This window comes from Rhodoferax sp. GW821-FHT07G04 (assembly GCF_059418585.1).
The window spans coordinates 1,383,070-1,399,210 of record NZ_JBWKQD010000002.1; the positions used below are offsets into that span (position 1 = coordinate 1,383,070).

The window sequence follows — 16,141 nt, forward strand, 5'->3', positions numbered from 1 at the left end:
GGCGTAACAGAAGGGAGTGTGATCCATGGGTGTTGCAACTGACGACGCGCGCATATTCTCTGCGGGGGCCATCGCGCCACCAGCGGCGGAGGCACTTACAGCCGATACGCGTCTAGTGCCGCGCTTGCAGGCAACCGGAGCCTTGCTGCGCGGTGTTGCAAAGCACGCAGCTTTGGCGGCGGGTGTCGTCGCGCGCGGCGCCGTGCTTCCGGCACTGCTCTTTGCACTGTGGTTCGTGGCCTCCCGCCAGCAGTGGATTGCCGAGCAATTGCTGCCGGCACCCACGCTGGTATGGCAGACCTTGCAGGAGTTGTGGGACTCCGGCGATTTGCTGAGTCACCTGGGCTACAGCGCCAAACGCGTCGCCTGGAGCCTGCTCATCGGCGGGTCCGCAGGATTTGTGCTGGGCCTGGGCCTGGGGCTATCGCGCACGCTGCGGGCCTACCTATACCCCAGCTTCAGTGTCCTGGCCCAGTTTCCGGTTTTGGGCTGGATACCACTGCTGATCATTTTCGTAGGCATTGATGAGGCGTTGAAGATCTCCGCCATTTCCATCGCTGTGGTCGTACCGGTCGCGCTCAATACCCTGAAAGGCATTGCGCAGATTCCGACGTCCTTGCGCGAGGTGGCTCAGGTCTATCACTTCAGCCCGCAGCAGGTGCTTTGGCGGGTGGTACTGCCCGCCGCAACACCCAGCTTGTTCACAGGTCTGCGCCAAGCCGTCATGCAGGCCTGGCTATCGCTGGTGTTTGTTGAGTTGCTGGCCTCCAGCGAAGGTATTGGCTACCTGATCGTATGGGGCCGCCAGCTCTCCCAGCCAGACCTGGTGGTAGCCGGCATGGTGACGATAGGTGCGGTTGGTGTGCTGCTGGATTGGGTCTTGCGGTGGCTGGAGTCCTACCTACTGGCCTGGCGCCGCAGTGCGTTTTGAGGAGTCGTCGACATGGCCAATATCGTTCAAGCAACACCCCGGCGCATCGATCTGCGTGGCTGGGTGCCACCCATCGCCCTGCTAGCCCTGTGGTGGCTCGTCACCGCCAATGGATGGGTCAACACGCGCCTGATCGTGCCACCGGCGAACGTCGCAGGCGTGGCGGGCAAGGCCCTGCTGGACCCGGTGTTCTGGCAGGGCGTACTGCTCAGTCTGGGACGTGACGCAGCCGGCTTTGTACTGGGTGCGGGCGGAGGTATCGCATTGGGATTGCTGCTGGGTGTCTCGCGCTGGGCCGACCAGTTAATTGGGCCTAGCTTTCACACGGTGCGGCAGATTTCACTGTTCGCGTGGCTGCCGCTGCTCTCTACCTGGCTGGGTTATGGCGAATTGTCCAAGGTCGTCTTCATCGCCTTGTCTGCGCTATACCCGGTCACGCTGGGCACGGTCGAAGGTGTGCGCGGCGTGACGCAGACTCAGGCCGACGTGGCCAGGGTGTTTCGATTCAATCGCCTGCAGTTGCTGACACGCCTGATTCTGCCGGCCGCTGCACCTCAGATTGCGACCGGCCTGATCATGGGCCTAGTGTCGGCCTGGGTAGCCACCATTGGCGCGGAGTTTTTATTGGCCAATTGGAGCAATGGCCTGGGCAACATCATCATCAAAGGCCGAGCTGCCTTCAATGTGGAGTTGATCATTGTGGGGATGCTTGCCATCGGCTTGATTGGTGGCATGCTGAACCGCATCGCCGACCGGCTGGAGGCCTACGCCTTGCGTTGGCAGCACCGCGTGTAAACCAGGCCTTCCCTATTGTTGAGAACTGTTAAAGGAGCCGAACTATGGCCGACACTGGCACGCTAGAAATCAAGCAACTGAGTAAAAACTACCTGGTCAATGGGGAAACGCTTCCTGTGCTGGACAACATATCGTTGTCGATCAAGCCCGGAGAGTTTGTCAGCGTCGTGGGGGGTAGCGGCTGCGGTAAGTCCACGCTGCTGCGCCTCATCATCGGGCTGGAGGGCGACTACAAAGGCGACATATTGCTGGACGGTGAACAGGTGATCGGCACCAGCCTCAAACGCGGCATTGTGTTTCAGGAGCACCGCCTGTTTCCATGGTTGACCGTAGAACAGAACATCGCCATCGGTGTGTTGAATGCAGAAGGCAGTGAGGCCAGCAAGGCCAAGTCGGTAGCCGAACACATTGCGTTGGTCGGACTCAAGGGCTTCGAATCGCACTACCCGCACCAGCTCTCGGGCGGCATGTCGCAGCGCGTGGCAATCGCACGGGCATTGGTCAACCGGCCCGAAGTACTGTTGCTGGACGAGCCCTTTGGCGCATTGGATGCATTGACTCGCAACCACTTGCAACTGGAGCTGGAGCGCATCTGGCGCACGGAAGGCATTACCGCGATCCTGGTGACCCATGATGTGGAAGAGGCTGTGCTACTGGGTGACCGTGTCGTCGTCTTGCAGCCCCGCCCGGGGCGTGTCAAGCGCATTGTGGACGTTCCGCTGCTGCGCACACGCGACCGCAACGCCGCCGGTTTTTTGGCCATCAAGAACGATGTGCTCAACGAGTTCGGTGGCGCTCTGGCGCGTGTGCCAGCGCATGACGCGCCACTGCAACGTCCGCTGCGGTTTTCAGACTGGCAGTATTCGTATTGATTGCAAAGCAGACGGCGCCTGAACCTCAGGCGTCGACCGCATCGCACTGCGCTGCTTCTTCATCCACACAGAGCTCCCCCGTGGCTTCGATCAATTTATGGCGTTTGAGCAGTGTGCGCAAGACGTTGCGGGACAGACCCAGCACCCGTGCGGTTTGCACCTGGTTGCTCTGGCAGGCCTCATACACCACAGAGACCACGGTAGCCTGTATCTCTTCAAACAACACGGGCTCGTTGCCTTGCAAACTGGCACGCAACAAGGCGGCCAGTTTGCGGTTCAAACTGTCCTGCGCAGGAGCCGGCGCAAGGACTTGGGGCTCCTCTTGTGTGGGCGCAAATGGCGTGGGCAGCGTTCGCAAAGCAAGGCGGGACGAACGGTGCAGGCCTTGCAAATCATTGGCATTGACCAAGCCATCCGGCGCCACGATCAGGGCATAGTGGATGACGTTTTCCAGCTCGCGGATATTGCCGGGCCAGCTGTGCGCCAGCAGGGCCTGTTCCGCTTGTGAGGTCAACGCCGCATGGGCCAATCCCAGACGCTTGGCATAACTGGCCAGAAAGTGCCGGGCCAGAGGCAAGATATCCCCGGGGCGTTCATACAAGGGTCGCAGTTCGAGCGTTGCCACACTGAGCCGGTAGTAGAGGTCGGAACGGAAGTGGCCCGCGTTGACGGCGTCGCGTAGCTCCACGTTGGTGGCTGCGACCAAGCGCACATTGAGCTCTATGGGCTTGCGCGAACCAATACGAACGACCTGGCGCTCTTGCAGCACGCGCAATAGCTTCACCTGCAGCGCCAGCGACAAATCCCCGATTTCGTCGAGGAATAGGGTGCCACCATTGGCCGCCTCAAACCAACCGGCCCGGGCCTGGCTGGCGCCGGTAAAGGCCCCACTTTCGTGGCCGAACAGTTCAGCATCAATCAGTGACTCGCTGAAGGAGCCGCAATTGACGGCAATGAAAGGCCCGCGCCGACCGCTGCCCTGGTGAACCCGGCGCGCCAGCAACTCCTTGCCGGTACCGGTCTCTCCGATGATGAGTACGGTCGCTTCAGTGGGGGCGACCTGGTCCAGACGTGCCAGCAATGCCTGTGACTGTGGATCTTCAAATACCAGCGCCTTGGCGCGGATGGACAGGGCGTGCAGGCCCCCGTCCGGAAAGGTTAACAAGTGGCTCATGGTGGTTAAAAGTAGTAGAAGTTTTTTGCATGTGCTGGGCCGAAACAACGAACGCGCAACATGACGACGCGTTCATTGTGGAATGCGATCAATAAAACTGGAACTACTTAATATTTGGACCCTTATTACCCACACGTCTATTGAGTCCACTGCATGCCTTGCGCACGCGCACGCATGCGCAGGCGGCCGATTAAGCCGCCTGCGCATCGTCTCTCGCAAAGCTTAGGTGTTGCGCGCCGAGCTGAGCCGGCGCACGACGGCGACCAGACGGTCGATCTCGTCAAAGGTGTTGTAGAACGCGAGCGAGGGACGCACGGTTGTCTCCACGCCAAAGCGGCGCAGTATGGGCTGCGCACAATGGTGGCCGGTGCGCACCGCGATACCTTCGTCGTTCAGGGCCTTGCCCACCTCCTCGGTGGTGTAGCCCTTGAGCACAAAGGACATCACGCTGGCCTTGTCGGTCGCGGTGCCGATCAAGCGCACGCCGGGTATGGAGCCCAAAGCTTGCATGCCGTAGACCAGCAACTCGTGCTCGTAGCGGGCAATGTTTTCAATGCCCACTTTGCTCACGTAGTCGATGGCGGCGCCCAGGCCTACCGCATCCGCGATGTTGCCCGTACCGGCCTCAAACTTGTTCGGGATGGGCTGGAACACGGTCTTCTCGAAGGTCACGTCGGCAATCATGTTGCCGCCGCCCTGCCAGGGCGGCATGTCTTCCAGAATCTCACGTTTTCCCCAGACCACGCCGATGCCGGTCGGGCCGAACACCTTGTGGCCGGAGAAGACAAAGAAGTCCGCGCCAATGTCTTGCACATCCACGCCCATATGCGAGATGGATTGCGCACCGTCCACCAATGCTTTCGCACCGGCACGGTGGGCCATGGCCACGATTTCCTTGACGGGAGTGACCGTTCCCAACGCGTTCGACACTTGCGTGACGGAGACAATCTTCGTGCGGTCGTTGAGCAGCTTCTGGTACTCGTCCAGCAACACCTGGCCGCTGTCGTCCACCGGGATCACGCGCAGTTTGGCACCCTTGGCCGCAGCGAGCTGCTGCCAGGGCACGATGTTGGCGTGGTGCTCCAGGTTGGAGACGATGATTTCGTCACCGGCCTGGATGTGTTGACCGCCCCAGCTCTTGGCCACCAAGTTGATGGCCTCCGTGGTGCCGCGCACAAAAATCACCTCATTCACATCCGGCGCGTTGATGAAGTTCTTTACCCGCTGGCGAGCGCCTTCGTACGCGTCCGTCGCGCGAGCAGCAAGTTCGTGCGCCGCACGGTGGATGTTGGAGTTTTCGTGCGCGTAGAAATGGGCGATGCGGTCGATCACGCTTTGCGGCTTGTGCGTGGTGGCCGCATTGTCAAACCACACCAGCTGCTTGCCGTTGACGCGCTCCTGCAAGATAGGGAAGTCGCGACGCACGGCGTGCACATCAAACGGCGGGCGCTGGCCACTACCCACTTGCGCGACCTGGGGCAAGTTGCCGTTAGGCGCAGCCTTCGCCGGTGTGACATAGCCACTGGGCAGCACGACCGAATCCACAAAGTAGTACTTGGGCTCGGTCGATGGCGTGGTGACAGGCACACCGGCTGCGGACGGGCTGACGCCCGAACCCAGGCTGGGCACCGTGGGCGCGGCCGCGTTGGGCGCGGGGTGGCCGTACCGCTCGTTCAAAAAGTAGAACGGTGACGCACCACCGGAGCCGGGTTGTGCATTCTGGCTGGCCACCGGGGCCACGGCGGTGCTGGCTTCGGGCACGCCCAACACGCCACTGCCAAAGCGGGGCTCGTAGGCAGGGGCTTCGCTGAACACGCGGTCCGGCACGCCATTGCCGGCGACTGCATGGGGCTGCAACGCAGGGATGCGGTTGGCCAATGACAGTACCGGTGTGGGCGAGGCGGGAATCAGGTTGGCACCGGGCGCCAAGCCTTGTGGAAACGGGGTTCCGGGCACGCTAGGTCCCAGGCCAGCGGGGCTGGCCAGCGGTGAACCGGCAGGGGCCAAGTTCACAGGAGCCTGCAGGCCGGGGGCGCCAGAGTTCAGCGTAGAGAACCCCGATGGACCCAACGGACCGCTGGCAAACAGCGCATTGGCCATTTGCGCAATCAACGCCGGGTCAATAGGGGGGGCCGCTGCAGGTGCAGCAGGGATGCCTGAAGTAGTCACAGTGGATTACGGCTAGTGATTACTTGTAGGTATCGGGATAGTCGTGGTACTTGTTGATTTCCACGTCGTCCAGCACAGCCACCGCATCGGGTGTCAACACAGCCAGCGAGCAGTACAGGGAAATCAGGTAGCTGGAGATCGCCTGGTCATTGATGCCCATGAAGCGCACCGACAAGCCGGGGCTTTGTTCGCCTGGCAGGCCGGGCTGGAACAAACCAACCACGCCCTGGCGCTTGTCGCCCACGCGGACCAACAGGATCTTGCTCTTGCCATCGGCGACGGGGATCTTGTCCGACGGAATCAGCGGAATGCCGCGCCAGGTGATGAACTGCGAGCCGAACAGGCTGATGGTGGGTGGTGGTGTGCCGCGACGCGTGGCTTCGCGACCAAAGGCGGCGATGGTGACAGGGTGGGCCAGGAAGAAGGCTGGCTCTTTCCACACCTTGGTCAGCAACTCGTCCAGATCGTCTGGCGTAGGTGCGCCAGTCAGCGGGAAGATGCGCTGCTCGTCAGTCACCTGGGACAACAAACCATAGTCAGGGTTGTTGATGAGTTCGCTTTCCTGGTTTTCCTTGATGGTCTCAATGGTCAGGCGCAGTTGCTCTTTGATCTGGTCATGCGGACTGCTATACAGGTCGCTGACGCGGGTGTGCACGTCGAGGATGGTGCTGACCGCGTTCAGGAAAAACTCGCGCGGTGCTGCGTCGTAATCCACAAAGGTGCGGGGCAACTGGTTCTCGGACTGGCGGGCGGTGCAGGTGACCTTGATGGACTCGGGATTCTTGACCGTGTTGAGGCGGTAGATGCCCGCCTCAACAGGTACCCACTGCAACAGGTGCGTGAGCCAGCGCGGAGAGATCGTTGACAGTTGCGCGGTGGTTTTGGTCGCGTTGGCCAGCTGCCGCGCCGCATGATCGCCCAGTGTTGTTGGGACAGTTGTATTGGAAGCCATGGATACCTTATCTGCGTTGGGAAGAAAATTCGCATGCGAGTGTCTGCTGGGCGCAGCCATCTTTCAACATGCTATAGACGTCAATTCAATGCCTTGAACCAATGCGCTTTGCATACGGCGTTCGGTGTGCGCCATCAAATTCGCCAGACTCAACTCAAACGAACCGGCCAGCTTGCGCAAGGTGATCATGGAAGGAATCGCCTTACCACGTTCCAGTTCGCCAACGTAAGAGCGGTTCAAGTCTGCCTGTTCCGCCAGAGCCTCTTGCGACCAGCCGCGTTGCTCGCGCAAGGCGCGCACGGTCAAGCCAAAGACGACAACAAATTGGCACTCGGCGTCGGTGTCGGGTATGGACATAAGCGGCCTAGCCTCCCACCGCCGCATGCAGTGCACGGGCCTGGGTGATATGCGCACCGGGCGCCACATCGTGGGTGACCCAGACATTGCCGCCAATGCTGGCACCACGGCCTATGGTCACGCGGCCCAACACCGTGGCTCCTGCATAGATGACCACATCGTCCTCCACAATGGGGTGGCGTGGCAAACCCTTCAGTGGGTTGCCGTCGGCATCGCTGGGAAAGCTCTTGGCGCCCAGCGTCACGGCCTGGTAGACCCGCACACGCTTGCCGATGACGGCAGTCTCACCGATCACGACACCGGTGCCATGGTCAATGAAGAAGCCGGCACCTATGCTGGCGCCCGGATGGATGTCAATGCCCGTCTGGCCATGCGCCAACTCGGCGACGATGCGCGCGAGCAAAGGCACACCCAGCACATACAGTTGGTGCGCCACCCGGTGGTGGATCATGGCCAGAATGCCGGGATAGCACAGCAGCACCTCGTCCACACTGCGGGCCGCCGGGTCGCCGTCATAGGCGGCCAGCACGTCGCTATCTAGAAGCGCACGTATTTGCGGCAAGGCCTGCGAAAAGTCGCGCACCAATTGCACCGAGCGAGCCTCGATGTCGGTCTCGTTCAGGTTTGCAAAATGGCGTAGTTCATAGCGCAACTCGAGCCGGACCTGGGCCAGCAAGGCATGCAACACCGAATCCAGTGTGTGCCCCACATAAAAGTCTTCGCTCTCCTGGCGCAGGTCCGATGGGCCAAGCCGCATCGGAAACAACACACCACGCAGACCATCGAGCACCTGCGCCAGCGCATCGCGTGCCGGCAGCTCGCGCCCACCCGGCTCGGTGGAGCGCTGCTGGGACTGGCGCCAGCGCTGGCGCTCGGCGGCCAGTTCGGCCACCACGCCCTTAACGTCAAACAAGGGCATACGGATCTCTAGGGGTTTGAGTACATGCAAGCTCATCGCGCGTCCCTTTTCTCGTCAGTCCTGCACCCAGGGCAGGCCCAGCAGGCGCCAGCCGTCTTGCACGCCGCGGTGTTGCTGGGCATCGATCTCACCCTCAAAGCCTTCCAGCACGTTGAAGACCCGCGTAAAGCCCGCCTTGGCTGCAGCCTCGGCCGCAGCCACCGAGCGCTTGCCACTGCGGCACAGCAGCAGGACAGTGGCGTCCTTGCCAACCTTGGCTTCAAGCTCGCGCACAAAGCGCGGATTGCGCGTCAGGCTGGTGCCGCTGGCCCAGGCCACATGCAGACTGCCCGGTACGTGGCCAACAAACTTGCGTTCCTCCGCCGTGCGCACATCCACCAACTGCGCCTCGCCAGCGGAGAAAAGCTCCCACGCCAGCCGGGGTGCAACGCCACCGGCATAGGCCAGGCCTGTTGCCAGGGCCAATGTGCGAACCGATTCCAGCCGTTCGGCCAAGCTTGTGATGTCGTCTGTTGCAGCTGTCATATCTATCGTCCTCTTACATCCAATCAATTGCCCACCACCGCTGAAACAGGGATGGCTATGGGCAGCGGAAGCAACTCTACGTGCTGCAAAACAAAACTCAAACGAATTAGAAATAGATTTGAAATAGCGAAAACATCTGACGGAAGTACCGAGCCCTGGCACTGTGTGGAGCGGCTGATTTCGCGTTATCAAATGCCGTCCGCGCATAACGAGCGTGAATTTCCTTCTGCACTTATCATGCTTGCTTATGCGAAAACCGTGCTCGTTCCGCAAACGTTGCTCGATACCATCCAGCGCTTTAGCGCTAGAAAGGTTTTGATGTCTGATGCTCGTGGGGATCGTTTCCCGGCAGTTTTGAATCTCATCGGAAATACACCTTTGATCGAGGTGACGCGCATCGATACCGGTGTCTGCCAGTTGTTCCTGAAACTGGAATCGCAAAACCCCGGTGGCTCCATCAAGGACCGCATTGGCCTGACGATGATTGAAGCCGCCGAACGCGACGGCAAACTCAAACCCGGTTCCACCATTGTTGAAGCGACGGCTGGCAATACTGGCCTGGGGTTGGCACTGGTCGCGCGGGCCAAGGGCTATCGAATCGCTTTGGTCGTACCCGACAAGATGTCGTCCGAAAAAATTGCGCACCTCAAGGCCCTGGGTGCCGAGTTGCACATCACGCGCTCGGACGTCGGCAAGGGCCACCCCGAGTACTACCAGGATTACGCGGCGCGACTGGCACAGGAGATACCCGGCGCATTTTTTGTCGACCAGTTCAACAACCCCAACAACCCCCTCGCCCACCAGACGACCACCGGACCGGAAATCTGGGAACAGACAGGCCATGCGGTGGACGCCATCGTGTGCGGCGTGGGCTCGTCAGGCACCATCACCGGACTGAGCCGCTATTTCCAGGAGACGCAGCCCGCACTTGAAATGGTTCTGGCCGACCCGCTGGGTTCCGTTCTGGCCGAATACATCCAGACCGGACACCTGTCCACCGATGCAGGATCGTGGGCGGTCGAAGGCATTGGTGAAGACTTCATCCCGGCCATTGCCGATCTGTCGCGCGTGAAGGCGGCCTACAGCATTCCGGACACCGAGAGTTTTGCCACCGTGCTGACGCTGCTGCGCCAGGAAGGCATTCTGGCCGGCTCGTCCACCGGCACGCTGCTCGCTGCGGCGCTGCGGTATTGCCGCGAGCAGACAACCCCCAAGCGCGTGGTGACCTTCGTCTGCGACACCGGCACGCGTTACCTCTCCAAGGTCTACAACGACCACTGGCTGTTTGACCATGGCCTGAAAACCCGGCCTTTGTTTGGCGACTTGCGCGACATCATCAGCCGCCGCTATGACGAAGGCAGTGTTGTCAGCGTGGCGCCCGACGACACCCTGCTCGTGGCATTCAACCGCATGCGCAGCACGGAGATTTCGCAACTGCCGGTCATGGAAGACCAGCGCGTGGTCGGCATCATCGACGAGTCGGATCTGCTGTTGAAGGTCCACACCGACAACGCACAATTCCAGTTGCCCGTCAGGACCACGATGGCCTCACCGGTCGAAGTCTTGCTCCCTTCGGCCAGCCTGGCATCCTTGCAAACGATTTTGGAACGTGGACTGGTCGCCGTGGTTGCGGACAACACCAGCTTCTACGGCCTGATCACCCGCATGGACCTTCTCAACCACCTTCGCAAAGCCGCTTCATGACACAACAGCAACAACACTTCCCAGCATCTGACAACACGTCGCCAGACGAACCGCGCGCGCACTTTGCCACCCGCGTCATCCATGCGGGGCAGTCACCCGATCCGTCCACGGGCGCCATCATGCCGCCCATTTACGCAACCTCCACCTATGTGCAGAAGAGCCCCGGCGTGCACCAGGGCCTGGACTATGCGCGCTCGCACAACCCCACCCGCTGGGCACTGGAGCGCTGTGTGGCCGACCTGGAAAACGGCGCGCAGGCCTTTGCCTTTGCCTCGGGCCTGGCCGCTATTGCCACGGTGCTGGAACTGGCCGACCACGGCGCCCACATCATTGCGGGTGACGACATGTATGGTGGTTCCTACCGCCTGTTTGAGCGCGTGCGCAAACGCAGCGCGGGCCTGGCGTTCAGCTATGTAGACCTGACCGACCCGGAGAACCTGCTACGCGCCATTCGCCCCGACACCCGCATGGTGTGGGTGGAAACACCCACCAACCCGATGCTGAAGCTGGCCGACCTGGAACGCATTGGCGCCATTTGCCGCGAGCGCGGCATCATCGCCGTGGCCGACAACACCTTTGCCAGCCCCTACATCCAGCGCCCGCTGGATTTCGGTTTTGATGTCGTCGTGCATTCCACCACCAAATACCTGAACGGCCACTCCGACATCGTGGGCGGCATCGCCATCGTGGGCGGCAAAGAACACCAGTCTGCGTGGCGCGAACAATTGGCCTTTTTGCAGAACTCGGTCGGTGCCATCGCGGGGCCATTCGACAGCTTCTTGGCTTTGCGCGGCGTCAAGACGCTGGCACTGCGCATGGAACGCGTGTGCGCCAGCGCGCTGGAACTGGCGCATTGGCTGCAATCGCACCCCGGTGTCAAGCAGGTCTACTACCCGGGCTTGCCATCCCACCCGCAGCATGCGCTGGCACAGCGCCAGATGCAGGGCTTTGGCGGCATCATTTCGGTGGAGCTCAATACCGACCTGGCGGGCTCGCGCGCCTTCCTGGAGCATTGCAAGATCTTTGCGCTGGCCGAGAGCCTGGGTGGTGTCGAGAGCCTGATCGAGCATCCGGCGATCATGACGCACGCCACCATTCCGCCCGCACAACGCGCGGCCTTGGGCATCACGGATTCACTGATCCGGTTGTCCGTTGGCATTGAACACATCAGCGACCTGAAGGCCGGTCTGCAAAGCGGATTTGCGGCGATCCCGCAGTAGCAACAGCAGCAAAACATCCACTGCCCAGGCGCTGTTGAAGAACAGGCCCACCGCAGCCAATGCGCGTAACGGCCTCCTTCTCAGTTGGATGATGCGGTGGTGACCGCCGCCTCACGCAGCCAGCGGTCCAGTTGATTGGCAGCGATGGGGCCAGCGTGGCGCTGCAGGATGTTGCCCCGCCCGTCCAGCAGCAAGGTGAAGGGCAAGCTGCCCGACAGATTGCCGCCGCTGTGCATCAAGCCAGGGCCTTGCTTTTCGGCCAATAGCATGGGGTAGCGAATGCCGGCCTGCTGGCTGAATCGACGCACGTCATTCGCGTTGTCCAACGCCACACCGATGACCACGACATCTTGGTGCCATGCGTCTGCTGCGGATTGCAGAACCGGAATTTCGCTTTTGCAAGGTCCGCACCAGGTAGCCCAAAAGTTCAGCACGCGCAGCTTGCCATTCCACTCGCTGAGCCGGTGGTTTTTCTTGTCGATGCCAACCAGTGTTGCATTGAGCGCCGACGCTGGGAGCGCTTCGGCCCAAGCGGGCGCCAAGCCTGCTAAGAGCACACCGGCCAACAGCAAGAGCTTCGGAAACAGTTGCGGAAAAGCCATGCTAAACAGCCGCTAGCGCCTGCTCCAAATCCGCCAGTAGATCGTCGATGTGCTCGATGCCAACAGACAAGCGCACGGCATCTTCCGAAACGCCGGCCTTGAGCAATTCGTCGGGCGACAACTGGCGGTGCGTGGTCGACGCTGGATGCGTGGCCAGCGACTTGGCGTCGCCAATATTGACCAGGCGTGTGAACAAATTCAGCGCATCCAGGAAGCGCGCACCAGCGGCCAGGCCATCGCCCTTGGTCGCCTTGACGCCAAAGGTCAACAACCCCGACGCCTTGCCACCCAGGTACTTCTGCGCCAGCGCGTAGTCGGGGTGCGTGGGCAAGGCCGCATAAGTGACCCATTCCACCTTGGCGTGCTGTTGCAGGTAGCGGGCGACCTTCAGCGTGTTGTCATTGATGCGCTCCACCCGCAGTGCCAGGGTCTCTATGCCCTGCAAAATCAGAAAGGCGTTGAACGGTGAAATGGCGGCGCCGGTGTTGCGCAGTGGCACGACACGGGCACGGCCTATATAGGCCGCTGGCCCCAGGGCTTCGGTGTAGACCACACCGTGGTAGCTGGGGTCGGGTTCGTTCAGGCGCTTGAACTTGGTCTTGTATTCGGCCCAGGGGAATTTGCCACTGTCCACAATGGCACCACCAATACTCGTGCCGTGGCCGCCCAAGTATTTGGTCAGCGAATGCACGACGATGTCGGCGCCATGCTCGAACGGACGCAGCAGATAAGGTGTGGCCACCGTGTTGTCCACGATCAGTGGTACGCCGTGGCGGTGGGCTATTGCCGCAATGGCCGCGATGTCGGCCACCGCGCCCTGCGGGTTGCTCAAGGACTCGATGAACACGGCCTTTGTCTTGTCGTCAAACAAAGCCTCAAAACTATCAAGGTCGCGCGCATCGGCAAAACGTGTGGTGATGCCGAACTGCGGCAGCGTGTGGGCAAACAGGTTGTAGGTGCCGCCATACAGCGCGGTGGTGGCGATGATGTTGTCACCCGCCTCGGCTATGGTCTGGATGGCATAGGTCACAGCCGCCTGGCCGGATGCCAATGCCAGCGCGGCAATGCCGCCTTCCAGTGCTGCGACGCGCTTTTCCAGCACGTCGTTGGTCGGATTCATGATGCGGGTGTAGATGTTGCCCGGCACCTTGAGGTCAAACAAGTCGGCCCCGTGCTGCGCACTGTCAAAGGCATAGGCCGCCGTCTGGTAGATGGGCACAGCCACCGCCTTGGTTGTGGGGTCGGGCGAGTAACCGGCGTGTACCGATTGGGTTTCAAACTTCCATGCTTGGGACATCGGGCGCTTTCTTTTTATCGGTTGCAGTGGGTAAATATTGGCGAGTGGGTTTTGACTCTAAGTGCCGGCAATCAAAACTCCAACGAATAAAACGTCAGCTTCAAACAACCAAAACATCTGTAGCGTCGTGTTTAAAAACTGCAGGCGCGGCCGCATGCCCGCACCGGGCCGTGCGCGGCATCTACCCCTGGGAGCCATTGACGGGTTTTGGTCGTGGCGGGCGGATTGCTCAAGGTGAAGGACCCTGTAGCTCCCGTTCAAGCTGATTTATTAGCTATTGCATTGATAGCATGCGCAAGGCATGGCCGGTTAGGCGAAGCCGTAGTCCAGCTCCAAGGCCTGGCCCACTCGCAGGGCTCGGCCTAAGCCGGCGACGATAATCGCGTTCATCCCAAAGCTCGCGGCGCCATTCACCCGCGCGTCTTGTCGGTAGGTGCCCAGGCAGACGATCACATGCGGCGCGCTGAGCGCGGTTCCGGGGTCGATGTTGGGGATCGGACAACGCGGACAGGGCTTGACCAAACGCAGTTGGACAGCGACCGAGCTAGGATCTTCTGCAGGCTGCAACAGCAGCAGTTCGGCGGCCAGGTTTTCTTCATGCTCCGGCACGCCATCGATGACGATGTTGGGGCGAAAGCGTTGCAGCTGCGCCTTGGGCTAGCCCTGGTCCAACAGCCGGCGGTTCAGACCGTCCAACGCAGACTGGCTGGACACGAGCAGCGGGAATCCATCGCTGAAGAGATTCAACGCGGTGTCGTCGCCCGTCCATTGGGTATCCCATGCGCGCCGGTGTGTGGGGTCGAAACGCACCGGGCGTAGCCCGGCCTGCCCCAAAAAAAGCGCTGAACCAAGCCGCTGCCTCAGCCCCCACATCGAAGGCGGGCATGTTGTACCCCCAGCGCTGCACGGGACCACCACGGTGGCGGCGGCTGCATCGGCAGGTGTCTCAAGCGTCAGCACAAGCTCGGCCATACCTAGTGCAGTGACTCGCAGCAGCGTGCCGTCGATCTCTGTGCGGGTCAGCGCCATGCGGGCCAGCTCCCGCTGGCAATGCGTCAGGTTGCGACTATTGGGCCGGGTCAGGAACGGCCATTGAAGGTGTTCAAAGTGTATGCTGTCGCAGAGTGACCGTACGTCACCGTCTGGCCCCTCGCTCGAAGCCGGGCATTGATGGTTCTGAGGTGAAGATGACGAAGTTGAATTTTGATGCCGAGTTGAGAGGCTCCGACGGGACTAAGCTTCCTGTTTATTGCGAAGTTCAGTTGCCACAAGTTGGAGGCCAGAAGGCGACGATCCGACTTTCGGTTCCAGCCCAATACATGACCGAAAAACCGCCAGAGAATCCATGCGTTCTATCGGGAAAAAGTGGTCGAGTCGCAATCAACATGACGGAACTGCACTGGCGTGTTTTCCCGACTACATCAAGAGGATCCCTCGGATTGGAGGCTATCGAGCTACTTCACATTAAAAGGTTGACAGTCTCACGCCCGCAGGTCGGCAACGTGAGGGAAATTCGCTTCCATCTTGCTCCCATTTCCTTTTTGCGAAAGGAATCGAGCTTCGTTTGCTTTGGTGACGAAGCTTGCTCAGAGGATTTGTTCACACTGGATCTCCCCGGCCTCGGCGCAACACGGTTCGTGGCCGAATGGGTGACGACTTACCACCGAGATGCGGATATTCCCGGCGCTACGGTTGTTGCTGGGTTCAGTGCAGTGGCAGAGCTGCCGCCGGAGGGTCCGATCGAAGTTGACAAGAGGGTTGCTAAATTCGAGAGTTCGCTGGAGGTCTTGTCTGTTCTATTTCGTCAAGCCGTAACACTGCACGGATGGACATACACCGATGGCGAAGCCGTCTCAACGTGGATCGCCCCTCTTGCGCCTAATGCTACGCCTTCCGCCCACGAAGATCGCGGAGACTATGTTGCTCGCCCTCAAGTCTTCGCGGAATCTGCTACGAGTTTGGCTCATGCATATGGAAAGGCCGACAAGAAAACTCGATCATTGGTTCGACATCTATCAGTTGCGGTGAATCCTCACCGCCAGTCACGAACAGAGGATCGCTTCTTGTTCATGTTCTCCGCACTTGAGAGGGTTATCGAGTCCGCATTTCGGATGGATCGGACAGTAAGCAGTCCTGGAATCACAGATAACGCAATCATGGAGCTTCTGAAAGGATTGCAGAAAACAGTGCTCACCGAAGCAGGCGAAAACGCTACAGAGATCTCAGATCGGATCGGAGGGCTCATAAACGTCGTCAATCGGCCAAGCGTTCGGGACAAGTTCGAAGCGTGCTTTCGTGTGTACCCAGCGATGGTCAATTGTTGTGCAGATCTCTGGCCCCTCCTGGGGTCGGAAAAGGAACGCGGTCTGCGAGAAATTCGTAACGCAATGTCTCATGGGCGCGGCTCCTTTGTGTCGCTTGACGTCGTGTCGGTTGCAGAATGGCACTTAGCGATCTTGCTTGAGCGTGTGATCTTCGTCCTTCTTGAGATGGGCCTGCCTGAAGGGATATCGCCTGGCTCATTTTTATTGCGAATAGGTGGCCGTGGATGGTACGAGAGAGATTTCTGGATTCCTCTGCGGTCCAAACCTGACGAGTCAATCTGATTCGGATAAATCTTGATG

At 60.4% G+C, this 16,141-nt stretch carries 16 protein-coding genes; 6 read left to right on the plus strand and 10 right to left on the minus strand.

The genetic code is table 11. The features are described 5' to 3' along the window. Nucleotides 1–25: 25 nt before the first annotated feature. The 3 genes from AC07OO_RS15610 to AC07OO_RS15620 are packed head-to-tail and all read left to right on the plus strand — an operon-like array spanning nucleotide 26 to nucleotide 2,598. A complete protein-coding gene (locus tag AC07OO_RS15610; RefSeq protein WP_495083001.1) occupies nucleotides 26–931 on the plus strand; it encodes an ABC transporter permease in 906 nt (301 codons plus the stop codon). Nucleotides 932–943: 12 nt separating this feature from the next. Beyond that, nucleotides 944–1,726 carry an ABC transporter permease gene (locus AC07OO_RS15615; protein ID WP_495083002.1) on the plus strand — a complete coding sequence of 261 codons (783 nt, stop codon included), beginning with the start codon at nucleotides 944–946 and terminating at the stop codon, nucleotides 1,724–1,726. Nucleotides 1,727–1,770: 44 nt separating this feature from the next. Continuing rightward, nucleotides 1,771–2,598 (plus strand): ABC transporter ATP-binding protein, encoded by an 828-nt coding sequence (locus AC07OO_RS15620; protein WP_495083003.1) that lies wholly within the window; start codon nucleotides 1,771–1,773, stop codon nucleotides 2,596–2,598. Between the two features lie 25 nt (nucleotides 2,599–2,623). Here the strand turns inward: AC07OO_RS15620 and AC07OO_RS15625 are convergent, their stop codons facing one another. The 6 genes from AC07OO_RS15625 to AC07OO_RS15650 form a co-directional block, all read right to left on the minus strand. Further along, the gene (locus AC07OO_RS15625) at nucleotides 2,624–3,772 is read right to left on the minus strand and encodes a sigma-54 interaction domain-containing protein (protein WP_495083004.1); all 1,149 of its coding nucleotides are present in this window, start codon (nucleotides 3,770–3,772) and stop codon (nucleotides 2,624–2,626) included. Between the two features lie 222 nt (nucleotides 3,773–3,994). After that, nucleotides 3,995–5,872: a family 2A encapsulin nanocompartment cargo protein cysteine desulfurase gene (locus AC07OO_RS15630; RefSeq protein WP_495083366.1), complete on the minus strand. Its 1,878-nt coding sequence runs from the start codon at nucleotides 5,870–5,872 to the stop codon at nucleotides 3,995–3,997. 88 nt (nucleotides 5,873–5,960) lie between these two features. Then, nucleotides 5,961–6,893, minus strand: a complete 933-nt coding sequence (locus tag AC07OO_RS15635; RefSeq protein WP_495083005.1) for a family 2A encapsulin nanocompartment shell protein — start codon at nucleotides 6,891–6,893, stop codon at nucleotides 5,961–5,963. Nucleotides 6,894–6,956: 63 nt separating this feature from the next. Further along, nucleotides 6,957–7,250: a helix-turn-helix domain-containing protein gene (locus AC07OO_RS15640; RefSeq protein WP_495083006.1), complete on the minus strand. Its 294-nt coding sequence runs from the start codon at nucleotides 7,248–7,250 to the stop codon at nucleotides 6,957–6,959. Between the two features lie 7 nt (nucleotides 7,251–7,257). Beyond that, the gene (epsC, locus tag AC07OO_RS15645) at nucleotides 7,258–8,169 is read right to left on the minus strand and encodes a serine O-acetyltransferase EpsC (RefSeq protein WP_495083367.1); all 912 of its coding nucleotides are present in this window, start codon (nucleotides 8,167–8,169) and stop codon (nucleotides 7,258–7,260) included. 54 nt (nucleotides 8,170–8,223) lie between these two features. Further along, nucleotides 8,224–8,694, minus strand: coding sequence for a rhodanese-like domain-containing protein (locus AC07OO_RS15650; RefSeq protein ID WP_495083007.1), 471 nt, complete (start codon nucleotides 8,692–8,694; stop codon nucleotides 8,224–8,226). 318 nt (nucleotides 8,695–9,012) lie between these two features. On the opposite strand from AC07OO_RS15650, the gene AC07OO_RS15655 reads away from it, so the two are divergent. Together AC07OO_RS15655 and AC07OO_RS15660 are read left to right on the plus strand one after the other, a co-directional pair. Continuing rightward, entirely contained in the window at nucleotides 9,013–10,398 is a 1,386-nt protein-coding gene (locus tag AC07OO_RS15655; RefSeq protein ID WP_495083008.1) for a pyridoxal-phosphate dependent enzyme, read from the plus strand. Then, entirely contained in the window at nucleotides 10,395–11,618 is a 1,224-nt protein-coding gene (locus AC07OO_RS15660; RefSeq protein ID WP_495083009.1) for a trans-sulfuration enzyme family protein, read from the plus strand. The genes AC07OO_RS15655 and AC07OO_RS15660 overlap by 4 nt, the downstream gene beginning before the upstream one ends. Nucleotides 11,619–11,698: 80 nt before the next feature. Here the strand turns inward: AC07OO_RS15660 and AC07OO_RS15665 are convergent, their stop codons facing one another. The 4 genes from AC07OO_RS15665 to AC07OO_RS15680 form a co-directional block, all read right to left on the minus strand. Beyond that, on the minus strand, nucleotides 11,699–12,220 hold the full coding sequence (locus AC07OO_RS15665; protein WP_495083010.1) for a TlpA family protein disulfide reductase: 522 nt from the start codon (nucleotides 12,218–12,220) through the stop codon (nucleotides 11,699–11,701). 1 nt (nucleotide 12,221) lies between these two features. Beyond that, complete coding sequence (locus AC07OO_RS15670) at nucleotides 12,222–13,517, minus strand: O-acetylhomoserine aminocarboxypropyltransferase/cysteine synthase family protein (protein WP_495083011.1); 1,296 nt, start codon at nucleotides 13,515–13,517, stop codon at nucleotides 12,222–12,224. A gap of 309 nt (nucleotides 13,518–13,826) precedes the next feature. Beyond that, on the minus strand, nucleotides 13,827–14,162 hold the full coding sequence (locus AC07OO_RS15675; RefSeq protein ID WP_495083368.1) for an MOSC domain-containing protein: 336 nt from the start codon (nucleotides 14,160–14,162) through the stop codon (nucleotides 13,827–13,829). Between the two features lie 12 nt (nucleotides 14,163–14,174). Further along, nucleotides 14,175–14,546, minus strand: coding sequence for a hypothetical protein (locus AC07OO_RS15680; RefSeq protein WP_495083012.1), 372 nt, complete (start codon nucleotides 14,544–14,546; stop codon nucleotides 14,175–14,177). A gap of 158 nt (nucleotides 14,547–14,704) precedes the next feature. Here AC07OO_RS15680 and AC07OO_RS15685 point away from each other — a divergent pair, with 158 nt between their 5' ends. Beyond that, nucleotides 14,705–16,123, plus strand: a complete 1,419-nt coding sequence (locus AC07OO_RS15685) for a hypothetical protein (protein WP_495083013.1) — start codon at nucleotides 14,705–14,707, stop codon at nucleotides 16,121–16,123. Nucleotides 16,124–16,141: the final 18 nt, after the last annotated feature.

What these genes read in the sequence shown, in the direction of transcription:
- AC07OO_RS15650 (WP_495083007.1), bottom strand. Translation starts at nt 8,694, where the DNA reads ATGACAGCTGCAACAGACGACATCACAAGCTTGGCCGAACGGCTGGAA.
- AC07OO_RS15655 (WP_495083008.1), top strand. Translation starts at nt 9,013, where the DNA reads ATGTCTGATGCTCGTGGGGATCGTTTCCCGGCAGTTTTGAATCTCATC.
- epsC (WP_495083367.1), bottom strand. Translation starts at nt 8,169, where the DNA reads ATGCCCTTGTTTGACGTTAAGGGCGTGGTGGCCGAACTGGCCGCCGAG.
- AC07OO_RS15680 (WP_495083012.1), bottom strand. Translation starts at nt 14,546, where the DNA reads ATGGCGCTGACCCGCACAGAGATCGACGGCACGCTGCTGCGAGTCACT.
- AC07OO_RS15670 (WP_495083011.1), bottom strand. Translation starts at nt 13,517, where the DNA reads ATGTCCCAAGCATGGAAGTTTGAAACCCAATCGGTACACGCCGGTTAC.
- AC07OO_RS15630 (WP_495083366.1), bottom strand. Translation starts at nt 5,872, where the DNA reads ATGGCCAATGCGCTGTTTGCCAGCGGTCCGTTGGGTCCATCGGGGTTC.
- AC07OO_RS15685 (WP_495083013.1), top strand. Translation starts at nt 14,705, where the DNA reads ATGACGAAGTTGAATTTTGATGCCGAGTTGAGAGGCTCCGACGGGACT.
- AC07OO_RS15635 (WP_495083005.1), bottom strand. Translation starts at nt 6,893, where the DNA reads ATGGCTTCCAATACAACTGTCCCAACAACACTGGGCGATCATGCGGCG.
- AC07OO_RS15665 (WP_495083010.1), bottom strand. Translation starts at nt 12,220, where the DNA reads ATGGCTTTTCCGCAACTGTTTCCGAAGCTCTTGCTGTTGGCCGGTGTG.
- AC07OO_RS15625 (WP_495083004.1), bottom strand. Translation starts at nt 3,772, where the DNA reads ATGAGCCACTTGTTAACCTTTCCGGACGGGGGCCTGCACGCCCTGTCC.
- AC07OO_RS15620 (WP_495083003.1), top strand. Translation starts at nt 1,771, where the DNA reads ATGGCCGACACTGGCACGCTAGAAATCAAGCAACTGAGTAAAAACTAC.
- AC07OO_RS15610 (WP_495083001.1), top strand. Translation starts at nt 26, where the DNA reads ATGGGTGTTGCAACTGACGACGCGCGCATATTCTCTGCGGGGGCCATC.
- AC07OO_RS15640 (WP_495083006.1), bottom strand. Translation starts at nt 7,250, where the DNA reads ATGTCCATACCCGACACCGACGCCGAGTGCCAATTTGTTGTCGTCTTT.
- AC07OO_RS15615 (WP_495083002.1), top strand. Translation starts at nt 944, where the DNA reads ATGGCCAATATCGTTCAAGCAACACCCCGGCGCATCGATCTGCGTGGC.
- AC07OO_RS15660 (WP_495083009.1), top strand. Translation starts at nt 10,395, where the DNA reads ATGACACAACAGCAACAACACTTCCCAGCATCTGACAACACGTCGCCA.